This window comes from Streptomyces deserti (assembly GCF_054782695.1).
Genome location: NZ_BAAGRZ010000011.1, coordinates 194,886 through 211,470, shown reverse-complemented (window position 1 = coordinate 211,470; position 16,585 = coordinate 194,886). Strand labels below are relative to the sequence as shown.

The 16,585-nt window shown below is 74.2% G+C and carries 12 protein-coding genes; 6 read left to right on the top strand and 6 right to left on the bottom strand.

What is annotated here, in order from left to right:
• Positions 1-14: 14 nt before the first annotated feature.
• The 6 genes from ACYVMZ_RS20500 to ACYVMZ_RS20475 all read left to right on the top strand — a co-directional run bounded on the left by ACYVMZ_RS20500 (position 15) and on the right by ACYVMZ_RS20475 (position 8,828).
• A complete protein-coding gene (locus ACYVMZ_RS20500; protein WP_461081661.1) occupies positions 15-479 on the top strand; it encodes a nucleotide exchange factor GrpE in 465 nt (154 codons plus the stop codon).
• Positions 476-2,617, top strand: coding sequence for an Hsp70 family protein (locus ACYVMZ_RS20495; protein WP_461081659.1), 2,142 nt, complete (start codon positions 476-478; stop codon positions 2,615-2,617). Before ACYVMZ_RS20500 ends, ACYVMZ_RS20495 begins: the two co-directional genes overlap by 4 nt.
• A complete protein-coding gene (locus ACYVMZ_RS20490) occupies positions 2,614-4,563 on the top strand; it encodes an Hsp70 family protein (protein WP_461081657.1) in 1,950 nt (649 codons plus the stop codon). Before ACYVMZ_RS20495 ends, ACYVMZ_RS20490 begins: the two co-directional genes overlap by 4 nt.
• Before the next feature lie 60 nt (positions 4,564-4,623).
• Positions 4,624-5,904, top strand: coding sequence for a hypothetical protein (locus ACYVMZ_RS20485; RefSeq protein ID WP_461081655.1), 1,281 nt, complete (start codon positions 4,624-4,626; stop codon positions 5,902-5,904).
• On the top strand, positions 5,901-6,395 hold the full coding sequence (locus ACYVMZ_RS20480; protein ID WP_461081653.1) for a hypothetical protein: 495 nt from the start codon (positions 5,901-5,903) through the stop codon (positions 6,393-6,395). The genes ACYVMZ_RS20485 and ACYVMZ_RS20480 overlap by 4 nt, the downstream gene beginning before the upstream one ends.
• A gap of 72 nt (positions 6,396-6,467) precedes the next feature.
• Positions 6,468-8,828, top strand: a complete 2,361-nt coding sequence (locus ACYVMZ_RS20475) for a hypothetical protein (protein WP_461081651.1) — start codon at positions 6,468-6,470, stop codon at positions 8,826-8,828.
• Between the two features lie 15 nt (positions 8,829-8,843).
• On the opposite strand, the gene ACYVMZ_RS20470 is transcribed toward ACYVMZ_RS20475, so the two are convergent.
• From ACYVMZ_RS20470 to ACYVMZ_RS20445, 6 genes are all read right to left on the bottom strand, one after another.
• Entirely contained in the window at positions 8,844-10,196 is a 1,353-nt protein-coding gene (locus ACYVMZ_RS20470) for a protein kinase domain-containing protein (protein WP_461081649.1), read from the bottom strand.
• A 17-nt stretch (positions 10,197-10,213) separates the two neighbouring features.
• On the bottom strand, positions 10,214-11,131 hold the full coding sequence (locus tag ACYVMZ_RS20465) for a protein phosphatase 2C domain-containing protein (protein ID WP_461081647.1): 918 nt from the start codon (positions 11,129-11,131) through the stop codon (positions 10,214-10,216).
• Positions 11,128-11,787: a vWA domain-containing protein gene (locus tag ACYVMZ_RS20460; protein WP_461081689.1), complete on the bottom strand. Its 660-nt coding sequence runs from the start codon at positions 11,785-11,787 to the stop codon at positions 11,128-11,130. Before ACYVMZ_RS20460 ends, ACYVMZ_RS20465 begins: the two co-directional genes overlap by 4 nt.
• A gap of 291 nt (positions 11,788-12,078) precedes the next feature.
• The gene (locus tag ACYVMZ_RS20455; RefSeq protein ID WP_461081645.1) at positions 12,079-14,433 is read right to left on the bottom strand and encodes a GTPase-associated protein 1-related protein; all 2,355 of its coding nucleotides are present in this window, start codon (positions 14,431-14,433) and stop codon (positions 12,079-12,081) included.
• A 125-nt stretch (positions 14,434-14,558) separates the two neighbouring features.
• A complete protein-coding gene (locus ACYVMZ_RS20450; protein ID WP_461081643.1) occupies positions 14,559-15,737 on the bottom strand; it encodes a damage-control phosphatase ARMT1 family protein in 1,179 nt (392 codons plus the stop codon).
• Between the two features lie 58 nt (positions 15,738-15,795).
• Positions 15,796-16,443, bottom strand: a complete 648-nt coding sequence (locus tag ACYVMZ_RS20445; RefSeq protein ID WP_461081641.1) for a ScbR family autoregulator-binding transcription factor — start codon at positions 16,441-16,443, stop codon at positions 15,796-15,798.
• Between the last annotated feature and the right edge of the window lie 142 nt (positions 16,444-16,585).

Below are 16,585 nucleotides of genomic sequence, written 5' to 3'. Positions count from 1 at the left end.
CGAGGGGAGGGGCGATGACTGAGCCGGACAGGTCGGCCGCTCGGCTCGGCTACGACCACGCCAGGGAGCTGGCCGCGCGCGAGGCCGCCCATAGGGCGCATGTGGAGCGGCTGTTGCTGCTGTGCGCGGACACGCTCGACGACTTCGACCGGCTGCTCGCGGCCGGCCCGGCGCGGGACGCCGAGGCCTACCGCGGCAGCCTGCGGCGGCTCGCCGAACGCTTCGAGACCGCGTTGCGCGGCGAGGGCCTGGAGCCGATCGGCGTCGCGGGCGAGCGGGCGGACCCGGCCACCCACCACGTGGTGGGGGTACGGCCGTCGGTGTCGGACGTGGAGGACGAGGTGGTGGAGGTCGTGCAGCGCGGGTACGGCTACGCGGGCCGGGTGCTGCGGGGCGCGCGCGTGGTGGTCGCCGTACCGGACGACGGGCACGGCGGCCGGAGCAGGCAGGGCACGGGGCAGGAGGGGGAGCAGGGATGACAGCGATCGGTATCGACCTGGGCACCACCAACAGCGTGGTGGCGCACTACGACCCGGACCGCGGGGAGGCCCGGGTGGTCCGCAACGGCGAGGCCGAGAACCTGACGCCGTCGGTGGTCGGCATGATGCGCCGGGAGGGATCGGAGTCACTGCTCGTCGGGCGGTACGCCCTCAACTGGGCGGACAAGAACCCGCAGGACACGGTGCTGTCGGTGAAACGGCTGATGGGCCGGGACTTCACCGACGCGAAGGTCGCCCGGGCCCGTGACCGGCTCAGCTACCAGATCGTTCCGGGCCCGGACGACGATCCGCGCGCCCACGTGGTGTTCGGCGGGCGGACCACCACGCCGGCCGAGGTCTCCAGCGCGATCCTCGGCAAGCTGGTCAAGGACGCCTCGCGCAACCTCGGCGAGGACGTGCCCCAGGCCGTGATCACGGTTCCCGCGCACTTCGGGGACGCGCAGCGGGCCGCCACCCGGGAGGCGGCGGAACTCACCGGGATCACCGTGAAGAAGATCATCGACGAGCCGACGGCGGCCGCGATCGCCTTCGGCCTGGACAAGCGCGGCGGGGAGCGCAGCCGCATCCTCGTCTACGACCTGGGCGGCGGCACGTTCGACATCTCGGTGCTGGACTCCACCAAGGGCCATGACGGCAACGCCCAGTTCGCCGTGCGGAAGTTCGCGGGCGACGACTGGCTGGGCGGCGACGACTTCGACCTGGCCGTCGTCGACCGGATCGCCCAATGGGTGCAGCAGGAGTACGGCGTCGACCCCTCGCAGGACAAGCGGTTCCGGTTCCTCGCGAAGAAGGAGGCCGAGCAGGTCAAGTGGCGGCTCAACGACTCGCCCGAGACCGTCGTCAACATCCCGGCCGCGTACACCGGCGACGGCGTCGTCGTCGACGTCTACATGCCACTGACCCAGGCCGAGTTCCGGGAGCTGACGGACCATCTGGTGCGGCGCACCATGGACCTGGTCCGCGAGACCCTCGAACAGGACGGCCTGAACACCACCCAGATCACCGACGTGCTGCTGGTCGGCGGTGGCACGCTGACGCGCTCGGTGTACGAGGCGGTGGAGGCGTTCTTCGGCCGGGAGAAGGTCCGCCGGGACATCAACCCCATGGAGTGCGTGGCGCTCGGCGCCGGCATCCTGGCCGGCACGCTGAACGGGGTGGAGTGCCCCGCCCCGCGCTGCGGCACCGTCAACGACGAGACGGCGACGGCGTGTTCGGCCTGCGGGCAGAGCCTGGCGGGCGCCCGCGCGGTCGGCACCACGGGGCTGTACGAGGTGACCGGTGTCGCGATGGGCATCGGCGCGGTGCGTGGCTCGCAGCGCGACGTCTTCGTCCCGATCATCGAGAGCGGCACCGCCTACCCGCTGCCGGAGCCGTGCACCAAGGTGTTCCAGGCGACGGACAGCCGCCTGATCCGGGTCCCGGTGTACGAGGGCAACAGCCCGGTGGCGAGCAAGAACGACGAGCAGGGCGTCGTGGAGTTCGAACTGCCGCAGGAGATCGACGTCAACCAGCGTGTCGAGGTGTCGTTCAACTACGACGCGAACCGGACCATCACGGTGACGATCACCGTGCCCGGCACCGACATGCGCCTTCAGGCCCGGCCCAGGCGCGAGAAGCCCCGCACCCCGCCGCCCGCCCCGGTGCTCGAACCGGACAGCGCCACGCTGCGGCAGCGCCTGGAGTGGGCCAAGCGGGACGCGGAGAAGTTCCTCCAGCGCTACGGCGGTTACGTCGAGGACCTGCAGGAGATGAAGGTCCGCCGGGACCTGCAGCAGGCGGAGCAGGTCCTGAGGCAGGGCGAGAGCGGCGAGTACAAGCGGCTCACCGAGCTGCTGATCGACGACATGTACCACAACTGCGGCTACGCCAGTCAGTTCCTGCACGCGGAGGAGGCCACGGACGGGGCGCCCCCGGAGACGGCGAGCCTGATCAACGAGGCGGTGGGCTATGTGAAACAGGCCCACGCCGAGGGCAACCGACTGCTGGCCGCCCAGCAGGCCCGCAATCTCGCCAACCTGGTGGCGCAGGCGTACGACGCACGCCGGGTCCTGGCGCTGCGCGACACGGAGCGCTTCGACGGGATCCTGCGGGTCCCGGACGACGCGGCGGACACGTGACCGCGCCGGGGGGTGCGGACGGGGCCGCGCGGGGTCTGGGACTCGGCCTCGACTTCGGCAGTACGGGGCTGCGGGCGGCGTTCGGGCGGCCGGGCGGCCCGGTGCGGCGGCTCGCGCTGTCCGGGGAGCGGTGGCCGTGGCTGTTGTGCGAGCCGACGGTGGCCGGACCGCTGCCGGTGACGTTCCCCAGCCTGAAGAGCCGACTGGGCAGCGGGCGTCCGGCCCTGGTCGGCGGAGTGCCGACCCCGGCGGACGAGGTGGTGACCGGCCTGCTGCGCGAGGTGCGGGAGCAGGTCGAGGCGACGGCCGGCGGGCGGATCACCCTGACCGTCGTCAGTGTGCCGGTGAGCTACCGCTCGGCGCAGCGCACGGCCCTGCTCGACGCGGCCCGCGCGGCCGGGCTCGACGAGGTGCGGCTGATCGGCGACGCGATGGCCGCGGTCCTCGGCCACACGCAGGGCCGGGGCAGCACCACGTGCCTGGTGTACGGCCTGGGGTACGGCGGGTTCGAACTGGGACTGGTGCGGGGCGCGCGGGCACGCTACCGGGCGCTCGGGCACGAGACCACGGCCGGCACCGGCGGCCGCGCCTTCGACGACGCCGCGCTGACCGCCGCGCTGCGGGCCGTGCGCGGCCGGACGCAGCCGGTCGGTCTCGACGAGGCCGGCTGGCTGCGGCTGCGCGCCCGCGTGGAGCGGATCCGGCAGGAACTCGGCGCGCCCGACGGTGACAGTGGCGCACTGCTGGAACTCGATCTCGGCGCCGGCCCGACCCAGTTGCGGTTCGACCGCGAGCAGGTGGCGGCGTATCTGGAGCGCCATGTGCGCCGTACGCTGGTCCGCGCGCGCACGCTGCTCGACCAGTCCGGGATGGGGGCGCGTGACGTGGACACCCTGCTGCTGGTGGGCGGCGGCACGCGGCTGGAGGCGGTCCGGTCGGGGGTGCGCGGACTGGCGCGGGACACCGTGCGGGCGCCCGACGACCTGCTCGCCACGGGCGCCCTGAGGCACGCGGCGCAGCTCACGGGTGTGTCCCCGGCCGGGGCTGACGCGCCGGCCGCCCTGGAACCGGCCGACCCGTCCGACGACACGCTGTCGGACGCCCCACGGCTGACGGTGACGCTGCTGTCTCCCCCACCGGATCCTCCCCCGCCCACGGAGGCCCCGACCGGGGGGTCGCCGTCCACGGCGAGCCCGTCCACGGGAACCTTGTCCGTGGGGACCCCGACCGCGGGGACCCCAACCGCAGGGACCGCAGGGACCTTGTCCGTGGGGACCTCGTCCGCCGGGCCTCCGTCCGCCCGCTCCGGGGCCGCCCCGTCCGGGCCCCTGGACGTGGCGCGGGCCCGGGAGCTCGTGGCGCACGGGCGGGTCGGGGACGCGCGGGCGCTGCTGGAGACGATCGTGGCCGAGGCGCGGGCGCTGCTCGACTCCCTGGGCACCGTCCCGCCACACCGGACGCCGCAGTCCGCCGCGCCGCCGGACCCCGAACACTGGGCGGCCGACCGCAAGGCCGCCCGCCGCCTGGCCGCCGCGCGCGACCTGCTGACGGAGCGCCGCTACGAGGAGGCGGTACGCGCCTCGCACGCGGCCTGGCAGGCCGCCGGGGACGGTACGTCCGGACCCGACGTGCTCGACGCGATGATCAGCGTGCACTGCGCGGCGGCCATGGCCGACTTCTCGCCCGAGCACTTTCCCGACGCCGAACGCTGGCTGCGGTGCGCCTACGGCCACGACCCCACCAACGCGCGCGTGCGCGAGCTGCTCGCCGAGCGCACCTACCGGCACGCGGAGCGGCTGGAGGAGCGCGGGCGGCACGACGACGCCGTCGAGGCCGCGCGGCGCTGTCTGGCCTGGGACCCCGAACACGGCGCCGCACAGGCCCTGTTGGACCGACTGAGCCGCCGCGGCAGGAACCACCGGGACCGAGGCGGCGTCCCCCGCTGAGGAGTGCCCGGCAGATCGCAGGAGCACCGGCCGCCCCGGTGCTGAGTCAGGAGAACACGCTTGACCACCGCATCCACGCCCCCCGGACCGACGTTCCTGGACCGGAAGGTCCTGGGCAAAGAGCTGACGGAGCTCCTCGAGCGCCACGAGTCCCGGCTGGCCGCGCGCAGGAACGAACTGAGCGCCCTGGCCGATGACCTGACGCAGGGCAGCCGGCTCGGCACCTGGGCGGAGGTCGACCTCGTCCAGTCCTTCGTACGACCCGAGAGCCTCACCGCCGAACCGCCCGGCCCGGACCCCGCGCAGCCCTGGTGGCGGCGCGCGCCACGGGACGGCGTCCTGGAGGCCGTGCTCGGCGTGCTGGTGTTCGTCCCACTGCTGATCACCTGGTACGGCCTGCGCGAAGCGGTGCGCGCCTACGGGGAGTTGAGCAGGACACGGCCCGAGGAGGCGACCCGGCCCTTCCTGCAGCTGTGGCAGACCGGCTTCCACGGGAACCTGTCGACGATGGGCCGCTTCGAGAACGTGGCCCTGATGGCCGTCCTGCTGATCACCCTGCTGGTGCTGCTGTCGGTGTGGCACGCCCGCACCCGGACCCGGGCCGAGCGGGAGGAGGAGGCCCGGCACATCGAGGACGAGCAGCTGCTGGGCTCACTGGCCTCGCTGCTGACCCGGGTGCAGTTGTGCCTGGCCCCGCACCGGGCCGCGTCCCCGGACCAGTTCTCCAAGGAACTGGCCCGTGTCGTCCAGCAGTTGCAGAGCTTGCTCAAGCGGGCCGAGCGCAGCCACAAGGGCCTGATGGACAGTGCCAGCGCCGTGGGCGACGCCACGGACGCGCTGCAGAAGGCTGCCGGTGCCCTGTCGGCCGAGGTGCCCGGCATCGCCCGGGCGGCCGACCGGGTCGAGGCCGCGGTGAAGGCCGGTACGGCCGTCTCGGACCAGGTCCGCCAGGACAGCCGGGACGCGGCCCGCAGCATCGCGGACCGCCTGCAGAGCGCCGGGGACGAGGTGCGGAACGCGTTCACGTCGCTGGTCGCCGAGCAGAAGACGCTCGCGGCGAAGTCCGCGGCGGCGGCCCAGGCGGCCGAGCTGGCGGCCCAGGCCGTCGCCGCGGGCGCGGGACGTACGAACGACGTCGTCGACGGGATGCGGGAGGCCACCGAGCGCTGGGACGCGGCGGCCGCCCACTGGCAGGACGCGGCCGCGCGCCTGGACCAGCAGATCCGCGCCCTGTCCGGGCAGCTCCGGCCCGGGCAGGTCAACGGCGTCCACGGCACGCGGGGTCCCGTCCCCGCGCCGGCCGGCAGCCCGGACGAGCACCCGGACGGCGGTGAGGTGTGAGCCCACGCACCCGGCAGCGCCGGCGCGGTCTGGGCACCGTCGTCCTGGCCGGCTGGCTCTTCGCCGACCTGCTGCTGGTCCTGGCGCTGGTGTCGATGGCCGACCGCCCGGACCCGCTGGCCTCCCGCCCCACGGAATCCGCCTCTCCCTCCCCCTCCCCCAGCGCGTCGCCGAGCCCGACGCCGACCGGGCAGCCGGGCGTCTCCCGCACCTACCGGCAGTTCAAGGTGCGCGGCACGGACCGCGAGGGCCTGCTGCGGCAGATCCGCTCCGGCACCGCCAAGTGGAAGGGACGCACGGCGGCCCTGGTGCTCACCTTCGGCGGCGGCCAGGGCGGAACGAGTTACGCGCACCGGGTCAACGGACTGCTGTCCAAGGCCCGCCCGGAGATGTTCGGCGCCCGCATGGCGACGGACGACTTCCACGACCTGAGCGAGACACCGAACACGGCGGTGGTCCGCGTGTACTACTACACGCAACCGGGCGAGTGAGTCCCGGACGACGCATGAGACAGCGTGTGACGAGGACGAACGACACACCACGTACGGAAGGGACCAGGCGGCGTGGCACAGTGGCGGCCCGGCCAGCGGGTGTCGGCTGACGCGGGGGCGTCCCCGCCTCCGCCGCCCGACCTGCCCTGCTTCCCCGCGATGCGCGGCTACCTCCGGCTGCGGGAGGCGCTGGACGCGCTGGGCTTCCGGCACCTCGCGGACGTCCTGCGCCCGCCCGCGCCGCCCCGGCCCGCCTCCTTCGCCTCCCCCTCCCGGGCCGACGACGGCTTCCGGATCCTGGACGGGCTGTGGTTCCGCGGCCGCGGCACCCTGTGGCAGCGGGTCGACGAGGAGTACGTCCGGCAGGCGCGCGCCGGATGGCTGTCCTCCGGCGATACACGGGCCGCCGGGGTGGTGGACGTCGTGGACACGGTGGAGGCGTTCGTCCGTCACGATCCGATGGGGCTGCGCCGGATCCTGCTGTGGCAGCTGGCCTGTCTGCTGCGCGACGGCTCCGCCGGACCCACCGAGGAGGCGGCCGCCGCCCTCGGGGTGCACCGCGACGAGGCGCGGCACCTGGCCGCGGCGGTGGCGGCCGGCTTCCCCGCCGCGGGGGTCTCCCGGGCGGCCGCCGAACGGCTGGGCGACATCTGGCCGGGGACGCGGCTGCGCTCGGCCCGGCAGCTCGCCGCGCAGGTGCGCGACACCGGGCGGGATCCCGCTCTCACCCAGCTCCTGGACGGGCTGAACGCGCGGCGCGCCGAGGTCGACCGGCTGTCGGACCTGGCCGACCGGTTGGAGGCGCTGGGTGACGCGCGGGCCGCGGCGGCCACCTGGCTCCGTGCCCTCCGCCGGGCCGTGGACGAGTCATGGCTCGAGGCGCGCCTGCTGGGCGCGGCGGCGCGCGCGGCGGACGCGTCCGGGCCGGGAGCGGGTCCGCGCCTGGAGGCGGTCGCGCACGACCGGGCGGTACGTCTCACCTGGCCACCGGCCCGGTCGAGTGCGGCCCCGGTCACGTTCCGCCTGCTCCGTTTCCCGGACGGCTCACCCGACGGGGCCACGGAGGTGGGCGTGTGGCCTCCGGCGGAACCGCCGGGGCAGGACACCGGCGGGGGCGGCACGGGGGATCGGCCGGCGCCTGCCGCCGACGCTGCCGCCGACGCCTCCGGAGGACGGTCCGAGACACCCGCCGACGCTGGAGGGGAGGGCGCCGAGGAGCGGTCGACGCCGCCCGCCGACCGCGAAGGCGTCGGTCCTCCGGCGGCGCCGCTCGCCGGGACAACGGCGGCCACGCAGCCACCCGACGCCGACACGCCCGCCGGGACAACGGTGGCCCCGCGGTCGTCGTCCGACGCCCCCACGCCCGCCGGGCAGCCCCCGCACCACACCGATACCGACGCCCCGGTCGGCCGCGCCCTGCGCTACGCCGTCGTCCCGTTGCGGGAAGGGCTGGTCGCCGGGGTGCCGTTGGTGTCGGCCCCCCTGGTGATCGCACCGGACGTGGCCGGGGTCACCAGCACGCTCGTGCCCGACGGGGTGCGGCTGCGCTGGAGTGCCGACCCGGCCTGTGTCGAGGTGAAGGTGGAACGCGGCCCGGACGGGGGCGCCGTCGGGCCGTCCGTGCCGGTGCCGTGCGGACGTGACGAGGTGCTGGACGTGCCGCTTCCCGCGGGCACCTACCTGTACACGATCCGCTGCGGCTATCCGGGTGCGAACGGCGAGACGGTGTGGTCGCCGGGGGCCGAGGTGAGCGTCCACGCCGAGGAGTGGCCCGGTCAGGTGGAGGACCTCACGGCGCGGCTCCTCGGTGACGGTGGCCGGGTGGCGCTCACCTGGCGTCCGCCGGACCGGGGCCGCGGTGCGGTGCTGCCGTGGCCGAGCGGGCCGGTGCGTGCGGGCACGGACGTGTCACGGCGTACGGACCTGACCGTGCCGGAGTTCCCGGCCGGGCCGGAGCCGTCCGTGGAGGTGGCCGTTCCGGAGCGGTCGAGGCTGCGTCTGACGGCGGTGAGCGTGCTCGGTGGGCGGCGGGTGACCGGGCCCGACGTGGTCATCGAACGGCCGGGCGCCGTAAGGGATCTGTCGGTTCATCGCATCGCCGCCGACCGCGCGGCGGTGCGGTTCGCCTGGCCGGAGCCGGCCGTGCTGGTGCTGGTCGTCTGGGAGAGTGGCGGGCAGCGTGCGGAGCGGCGGGTGGCGCGCAGCAGGTATCTCGCCGACGGGAAGGCGGAGTTCCCGGTCACTCCGGACGCGTACCGGGTCACCGTCGTCGCGCTGCCGCGCCCCGACGCGCTGTCCGCCCCCGCCGACGCGGCGGTGGTGGAGTTGCCCGCGGTCCCGGCCCCGCCCCGGCTGCTGCCGTCCCCGTTCCCGTCCCCCGCGTCGTACGACTGGTGGCGGCGGTGGCGCCGGTGGTGGCCGTTCCGGGCGTGAGGGGCGCCGAGGCAGTCAGTCCCGTACGACCGCCTCGGCCCCGCCGCCGAACTCCAGCTGGAGCCCGGGGCGCAGCGCGACGGTCCGGCCGGGGTCGACGTCGTGCACGGATCCGTCCGCCTGGCGTGCCATCCAACGGTTCTGCGAGCGGTTGGTGATCCCGAACCGTCCGCGCTGCTTGGGGTGTTCGGTCACCTCCGCGATCACGGCGGTGAAGTCGTGCCGTTCCGTTTCGACGGCCAGGTGGTGGGCGTACATCCGGGCCTGCGGGCCGAGCCGGACGGACCGGGGCTTGCTGCGAACCGTCGCCGTGCCGGTGGTCAGCTGGAGGCGGGGCGGCAGGGTCAGCCGGGTGCCGCAGCTCCAGCAGTCGGGGGCGGGGCCGTCGGGTTCGGTGAGGTTCTGCCGGCCGCAGACTCCGCAGACGCAGACGGTGTCGAGGGCCTCGCTGAGCGCGTCGCGCCACTGGGTCTCGCGCACCCGCCGGTTCGGGTTCTTCAGGCCGTGCGTGAACGTCTCGACGAACAGCTCCTGCAGCATCGGCGGGAGCGCGTTCCAGGTGGCGACGACGGTCGGCTGCTCCGCGGGGACCGGCCGGTTGCGCACGTCGTTCGGGTCGTAGACGAAGACCGGGTCGGTGCCGTACAGCTTCTTGCGGGCCTTCTCGTCCATGCACCGGATCTGCAGGGCCAGCGCGCCCTCGAGCGGGTGGTGGTTCATCAGCAGCAGGAAGAGCAGGACGGCGAGGGAGTGCAGGTCGCTCTGGATGCCGGGCTGGGCGCCGCGGTCCGCGCGCACCAGCTCCGGCGCCATGAACTCCATGGTGCCGGCGACGCCCGCGGTCTCGCCCTCGAAGACCGCGTTGTCGTTGTCGCACACCAGGACGTCGCCGGTGCGTGGGTCGAAGAAGATGTTGCCCCAGTTGATGTCCCGGTAGGCGATGCCCTTGGCGTGCAGGGCGCGGTAGGCCTCGGCGGTGTGCAGGGCCGCCATGACGAGGGTGCGGGGGGTGGTGGCGGCGACCGCGGGGTCGCGGCGGAACAGAGCGGGCAGGTCATGGAAGTGGGAGGGCCGTACGTCCATGAGGTAGCCGAAGCCGGGCTGTTTGCCGTCCGTGTCGACGACGATGGTCTGCGGCCACAGGAAGCGGTCGTCGCGCCAGCCGCACCCGATGAGCCCTTCGAGGATCTGCCGCTGGCGGCCGTCGGCGAGCTGCGGGTAGTACCACTTCAGGGCGCGGTCGCCCTTGCGGGTCCGCACCCGGTAGACCTCGCCCTGCCCGCCGGAGCCGAACATCTCGGCGACCTTGACCTTCTCCCCCTCCTCGGTCACCAGGGTCTGCCCGGGGGCGAGCATGCCGTTCACCATGGGGTTCCTCTCGTGGCTCACGTGGGTGGCGCGTCGTGCCGGGGCGCGGTGGGGCCGGCGGCCTCGAACGCGCCCACGAGTGTCGTGTCGTCGCCGGAGTACTGGGCGGCGTGGCCCAGCCACTCCGGCAGCCGGGTGCGTACCGCGGGCATCCCGTGCTCGACGGCGCGGCCGTGCACTCCGGCGGCGAAGTCGAGGAAGCCCTGGCGGTCGGTGAAGCTCTTGGACAGCCCGTCGGTGGACAGCAGGATGCCCGAGGGGCCTTCGCGGGTCAGCGGCTGCCAGTGGCAGCGCGCGCGGTGCCAGGGCTCGGGCGCGCACAGGGAGTCCGTCTCGTCACCGAGGTCCGGCCCGGTGTACAGGGGTGCGTTCGGCGTGCCGGCGGCGTCGAGGACGACGACGTCCCCGTCGCCGAGCTGCCAGCACACCATCAGGCGCCGGGTGAGGACGGCGCCGAGGAGGGTGGTGCCGTAGGCCGTGAGGTCGGGGCCCTTCGGTAGCCGGCCCTGCTGCTGGTCGGCCGGCCGGGGGGAAAGTGCGCCGTGGGCCGGGGAGTTGCAGTCGTGCAGGGTCGCGCGCTCGTACCAGCGGTGGGCGAGCTGCTGGGGCAGCCGGCGGGCCTCGGCGTGCAGGGGGGCGAGCGCGTTCCACCACGGGCCCTCGTCGCCCCGCCGCTCCGCCTCCTCGTCGTACCGTACGGCCGCACCCGCGAACTCCCCGGCGCAGGCGAGGAACTCCTCGACGGCCCAGCCCGCTCCCAGGTCGCTGCGGAAGTGCGGCGCGGAGCCGTGTCCGTCGGCCACGGCGAGCACGACGGCACGTCCGCCGGCCAGGTGCCGGGCGGTGCCGCGGTCCTGGCTGTACTTCTTGCCCGCGCCCTTGACCGTGCCCTCGAGCAGTTCCCAGCGCTCGGGCGGTGCCACGACGCCGTTCACCAGATGGGATCTTCGTCCTCGTCCTTGCCCAGCGCCACGGGCGGCGGGGCCTGCATGGCGCCGGCGCCGTCGACCTTGGGCGTGGAGGCGGCCTTCACGGCCGTGGACATCCAGCGGATGGCGGCGGCGAGCTGGCGGGGGTTCTTCGCGTGCAGGGGCTCCAGCTCCGGGTTGGCGAGGAACTCCTTGAGCATGCTCTTGTCCGCGTCGTCGCCGATGGCGAGGGCGACGCGCACCGCGCGCTTGCCCCAGGGCGTGTCGTCGATGGCGCGCAGTCCGGAGCGCCAGTCGTCGGTGGGCTGGCCGTCGGAGACGAGGGCCAGCACCGGCGGCAGGGCGCGCTGCGGCATGGGCGGCGTCTGCAGCGCGCCGGCCGCCAGCCGGAACGCGGCACCCATGTCGGTGCCGCCGTAGGTGTGCAGGTCCTCCCAGACGAACTCGTCCACCGGCGTCGGCTCGTCGATGTGCCAACTGGCGCCGCTGGCGAAGGAGATGGCGCGCACGCGCAGGGTGGCTCCGGGATTGGCCCGGGCGGCCTGCTGCATCTCCGGGATGGCCTCGCGGATGGCGAAGTTCAACTCGGCGATCTTTCCGTTCACGCTCATCGAGCCGGAGCAGTCCAGCAGCCAGATGAAGTCGACGGGGCGGCTCGCCATCTTGCCGCCGGGCAGGTCGAAGGTGTCGCTCACGCTGGTCCTCTCCCCCGAGGCCGGGGCCGTGCCGGCCCCGCGTCTTCCGTGTGACGCGTCGTCCGAGTCCCGCGGACTTCCTCGCCGGTGTTCTCGCGCGCGTACCCATGGACGGTCCTGTGGACTTCGTTGCGAACAAGCCTAGTTGAGAACGGCGCCGAAGATCTGGTGCATGTGTGGATTGCGGGGGCACCGGGACAACCTCCGCCGGGATCGTGCGCCCCTTGTGCGCCCCCATCAGGCGAACGCGCCCCGGTTTCAGCGGGAGCGGTTGCGCCACGCGAGCCAGGCCTGTGCCCAGTCGGCACCGCTCCGGCTCGTCAGGACCTTGAGCACCTCTTTTTGGCCGTGCTCGCCCAACTGCGGCAGTGCGGAACCGATCACCTCGTCGAGCAGGGCATCGGCGGTGTTCTGCCAGGCACTCGTGGCGCCTTTGTGGGAGGCGCACCACAGGGTGAACAGGGCGGCGACCCGGCCCGGTTCGCGCAGTGCCATACGGTCCAGCGCAGCACCCGGGCGCCGGGCCTGCGCCACGGCCTCCCGGTAGTGGCGGAGCAACGTCCCGTTCGCGGTGGCGAGATGGCGCACGGCACGGGAACGGAGCAGTTCCTCCGGGTCGGTCCGGGCAAGGCCGTGCGCGATCCGCCGGTCGATCGCGTCGCGCAGCACGGGGCCCAGCTCTCTCGCCCGCTCCTCCAGGGCGGGCAGGCGTTCCATGGTGCGGCCGACCGGCTCGCGGCCGAGGGCGAAGTCGTGGGCGAGGACCAGGAGTTCGGCGACGGCCTCCTCCGAGGGGCCGAGCCGGGCATGGGCGAGAGCGCGGGCGAACTCGATGAGCGCCCCGTCGACCTCGTCCGGGTGCTTGAGCCAGCGGATGAGGGGAACGTGCCGCTCCGCCTCGACGATCAGCCGGGCGGAGCAGACCTGGGTGATCCTGCTCTGGTCCGCGGGGGACGGCTGGTCCTTCCCCGGCCAGACCAGGGCCCACAGCAGCCGCAGCGTGGGAACGTCGGGCACCTGCCCGTCCAGGTGCCGTTCGGCCAGCCGGATCCACAGGTCCGCGCCCGCCAGGCGGTGCGGTTCGCCGCCGAGGTCCGCCGCCGACACGGCGAGCCGTACGGCGAGCGGCGCCCCGTCGAGGTGGGCGCGCAGCCACTCGCCATGCGGTGAGGCGGCCAGGTCGCGCAGGGTCCGGGCGCGGTGCTCCGTCAAGCCCTCGGCCAGCCGGTGCAGGACCCGGCGGGTGAGCCCGCGGTGATCCACTGCCGTGAGCAGGGCGACCGCCGCCGAGCGGGCCCTGCGCGCGTCGGTGCTGACGAGCGTGCCGGCGATCCGTTCCACGACCTCGTCGAGGACGGGGCTGCGGTCCGCCCCGGCGGTGAGCAGGGCGTGCAGCGGCTTCTCCCAGGTGTCGAACCGGCCGCGCAGCAGCTTCCGCAGCTCGTCCTCGGGCGGCGGTCCGTACGCGGCGCGCAGCGTGTGCCAGGACGTCTCGTCGAGGGGCAGATCGGTGCAGGACTCCAGCGCCGGCACGGTGTCCCGTGGGTCCGCCGCGTCCATCCGCCGCCGGGCCAGGGCGAGGGCGAGCGGCTGCACCGCGGGACGGCGGTGTTCCCCGAGCCGTACGCAGAACCGGGTGAGGTCCGCCACGGCGTCGCCGTCCAGCCGCTCCCGTTCCGCCGTGTCCCGGGTGGCGGCCACCAGGTCGCGCAGGGCGTCGTCCCGCAGGGCGTCGAGGTGCTTCCACTCGTCGCTGTCCAGGGCCCGGCGGACGAGCGGGAGCAGGGCGAAGGCGTCGTCCGGGGAGGCGATGTCGGCCGGTTCACCGGATGCCCGCGGGACCAGCCCCTCGCACCAGAGCCAGGCCGTCACCTCGGCCCAGGTATCGGGCAGGCGCGGGCTGCCCGGGCCGCCCAGGCCGTCGTGGACCCGGAAGAGGTGGGTACGGGTCTCCTCGTCACACCGGTCGAAGACGTCCGGGTCGGTGTCCGGGCCGATCCCGAGGATCTGATGCGGGGCGGTTCCCGGGTCGGGTGTGTGGGTCGTGAACGTCAGTGCCCGGGCGTACGCGCCGGGCAGCGAGGCGCAGGCCAGTGCGATCCACCGGGCCACGGTCTCCTGGTCCTCCTCGGCCACCACGATCTGGCGGCCGGCGGGATCCGCGAACAGCCGGCGTACGTCGGCCAGGAAGGGCGCCACGCGCGGGGCCTGCTTCTCGGCGAACTGCAGCAGCAGCGCCTCGTCCCAGCGCCGGCCGGGGTCGGCGAACGGGGCTTCACCGCGCCAGTCCAGGGCCCGCGGGCGAAAGGCGTCGACGGGCCAGCGCGACCACGTCCCGTCCGGATCGCCCACCGCGTACCGTACGTGGACGCGCAGCCCGGCCGACTCCTCGTCGCGGCGCGCACTGCACAGCAGTACGCCGCCGTCCTCGTGGGGCAGCCGGGTGTAGCTGAGCGCGGCCCCCGACGCGGGCGCCGCGCGGTGCGTGGCGATGATGATCCGCTCCATCAGGTCGTCCGGCACGCCCTCGGGCACCGCGGCGACGGAGGTCACCTCGTGAGCGCCCGTGGCGGGATCGCGGCGGAGCACGTAGCTGAGTTCGCGGATGGCCATGCCGTCATTCTGGCGATCCGCGCCGAACCGCGCAGGCAGACGGGCGAGTTGGAGCGGGGCGCACGGGCGCGGACCCGCTGCTCGCTGTCACCCGCCGCCCGTGCAGGGCGAAACGCGCCAGGGGTTCACGCCCGCACCTGGATCAGCGCATGCGTGCCGCTGGTGCGCCACCGCTGCTCCTCCTGCGCCACCAGCGCGGCCTCGGTGGTGGCGGCGAGGCCGGTGATCACGTCGGACTTCAGGGTGCGCAGGGCGGCGACGGGGCCGGGGAAGTGGGCGGTGACGTCGGCGAAGGGCGTGGTGGGGGGCCAGAGCCGGTCGCCCACCAGGCGGCGGTAGTTGAGGTCGCCCTTGAGGACGGTGACCGTGGCCTGGGCGAGCTCCGCGCGAAGGTCGTCGGGCATGTCCCGGTACGGCAGCGGGGCGCAGGAGAAGGGGTGGGCGCGGAGGGTGAGACGGCCGTCGGCCAGGGCGGACCACAGCAGGTGCCCGTGGCCGGCGGCGGCTCCCGCGGCGCGGGTCAGGCGGCGCAGCGCGTCGACGACGTCGGCGGTGGTGGCGTCGGAGACGTAGTACGGGTACGGCTTGACGTGCAGGACGGCCCGGCCGATGTGCCCGTCGGCCAGGAGGTGGGCGACGAGCAGCAGGTCGGGGACGAGTTCGCGGCCCGCGTTGTCGGCGATCAGGCACAGGGTGCCCGTGCCGGAGGTGTCGAGCAGCGGCCAGAGGGTCTCGCTGTCGTCGGCGACGAGGCCGGGCACGGCGGCCGTGGCCCGGGCGCCCTCGGCGGACAGCCGGAATCCGAGGTCCGCGCGGTTGCCCCACAGGGAGCCGTGCAGCAGGGCCTGGGCCTGTTCGCGGGCGGGCCGGCCGGCGAGGTCGTCGAGCGCGGCCAGTTCCTCGTCGGTCTCGGAGGCGTCGAGTTCGGCGAGCTTGAAGGGGCGGAAGGGGTCGATGCCCTGCCAGGGGCCGGGCGCGAAGTAGCCCACGGCGTCGAGGAGCCGGCGGTAGAAGTAGCTCTCGGACCAGAGCCAGGGCACGTCGTACCAGGAGCGGCCCGCGTACTCCCGCATGCCCCAGGTGTCCCAGCGGTCCCGGTCGTGCGCGTCGGCGGGGAGCGGCTCGATGACGCCCTGGGCGCAGCTCTCCAGCAGCGCGTCGAGGGCGCGGTGCTGTTCGGGGCCGTACGGGAAGGCCTCGCGCACCTGACGGATGATCGCGGGGTGCCGCTCGGCCAGCACGCTGTGCGGGAACGAGCCCGGCTCGTTGCCGACGATGACGGGGGCGGTGGGGGCGTGGGGCATGCGGCTCACCGTAGCGTGCGGTGCGGCGGCGGCCGGTCGGCCCGCTCGCCCGCACCCGTCAGACCGGGGCGATCTCCCGTTCCAGGCGTGCCGCGAGGCTCAGATAGCGGGCCCGGCGGGTGACCGGGACCAGGCCGCGGATGAGTATCTGCCACATCTCGGCGGTCCTGCGGGGCTGGCGGGCGACGGGCTCGCGGGAGCGGCCCACGACGCGCGTGCCGACGAAGAAGCAGACGAGGGAGTGGGCGACGGCCTCGACATCGATGTCCGGGTTGACGTCGGACTCCTTGACCGCGCCGAGGAGCCGGGACGTGACGATGTCCAGCCACTCCGTGAAGGGGTGCATCAGCGGTGGCCTCGGCCGGATCCCGCCGGTGGCGAGCCGGAGGCCGGCCCGCAGGACCGGGTCCTCGACGGACAGGCGTGTGACGCCGAACGTGAGGCGCATGACGGCTTCCAGGGACGAGTAGCCCCGGTGGTCGGTCTCCCGTACCAGGTGGCGGCAGATGTCGGACTGTCGTTCCAGGATGGCGTGGGCGAGGTCTTCCTTCGCCGCGAAGTGGAAGTACAGGGCACCCTTGGTGACACGGGCGTGCTCGACGATGTCGCTGAGGCTGGTCGATTCGTAGCCGTGACGGTCGAACAGGTCAGCTGCGGCCGCGATGATCGTCGCGCGGGTCTGTTCGGCGCGTAACTGCCTCGCCATCGACTGAACTCTCCTGGGCCGGAAAGGAACGGGTCATGCCGTATGTTTTAACCCCCCGTACACGATAACTCACCGTGCGACGGCTTTCATCACACCAGTGTGCCGGATTGCTGGTGCACTTCCGGCAAAACAAGCGGAACTC

Coding starts and splice junctions, on each gene's coding strand:
- ACYVMZ_RS20500 (WP_461081661.1), top strand. CDS start 15: ATGACTGAGCCGGACAGGTCGGCCGCTCGGCTCGGCTACGACCACGCC.
- ACYVMZ_RS20495 (WP_461081659.1), top strand. CDS start 476: ATGACAGCGATCGGTATCGACCTGGGCACCACCAACAGCGTGGTGGCG.
- ACYVMZ_RS20470 (WP_461081649.1), bottom strand. CDS start 10,196: ATGGTGAACGGCATGCTCGCCCCCGGGCAGACCCTGGTGACCGAGGAG.
- ACYVMZ_RS20460 (WP_461081689.1), bottom strand. CDS start 11,787: ATGGCGAGCCGCCCCGTCGACTTCATCTGGCTGCTGGACTGCTCCGGC.
- ACYVMZ_RS20455 (WP_461081645.1), bottom strand. CDS start 14,433: ATGGCCATCCGCGAACTCAGCTACGTGCTCCGCCGCGATCCCGCCACG.
- ACYVMZ_RS20450 (WP_461081643.1), bottom strand. CDS start 15,737: ATGCCCCACGCCCCCACCGCCCCCGTCATCGTCGGCAACGAGCCGGGC.
- ACYVMZ_RS20445 (WP_461081641.1), bottom strand. CDS start 16,443: ATGGCGAGGCAGTTACGCGCCGAACAGACCCGCGCGACGATCATCGCG.